The 432-nt window shown below is 42.4% G+C and carries 1 protein-coding gene; it reads right to left on the bottom strand.

All coding sequences use genetic code 11. From position 1 onward, the window contains the following. Nucleotides 1-432, bottom strand: a 432-nt coding sequence (locus DPG01_RS18610) for an IS5 family transposase (protein WP_110976020.1), incomplete at both ends; no start/stop codon positions are given.

Raw genomic sequence — 432 nt, 5'->3', positions numbered from 1 at the left:
GCTTGCCGATCTGCAATGACCTGACGGCATTGCTTGGTGTCATAAGCTCCATCGGTATAAACAGAGTCAATCCGCTCATCTTGTGGAATCTGATTAAGTAAATCACCAAGCACCTGTGAATCACTGACATTATTGGTTGTAAGCTGAACTGCTCGTATTTGTAGGGTTTTAGCATCTATACCAATATGAAGTTTACGCCATTGGCGACGATATTCAGGTCCATGTTTCTTGCGTTTCCATTCGCCCTCACCTAGAAACTTCATGCCTGTAGAGTCCATGAGTAGATGCAGCCCATCGCTACTTTTTTGGTAGCTGATTACAATATCAATATGCTTTTGTCTTCTACAAAGCGTGGTGTAATCTGGAGCTATCCAATTTAATCCGCAAAGTTTAATCAGACTTTGCACAAAGCCAGTGACCATACGTAAAGAC

It is taken from the genome of Acinetobacter sp. WCHAc060042, assembly GCF_003231195.1.
GTDB lineage: Bacteria > Pseudomonadota > Gammaproteobacteria > Pseudomonadales > Moraxellaceae > Acinetobacter.
The sequence above is the reverse complement of the archived record's forward strand: the minus strand, read 5'-3'. Positions and strand labels throughout refer to the sequence as shown.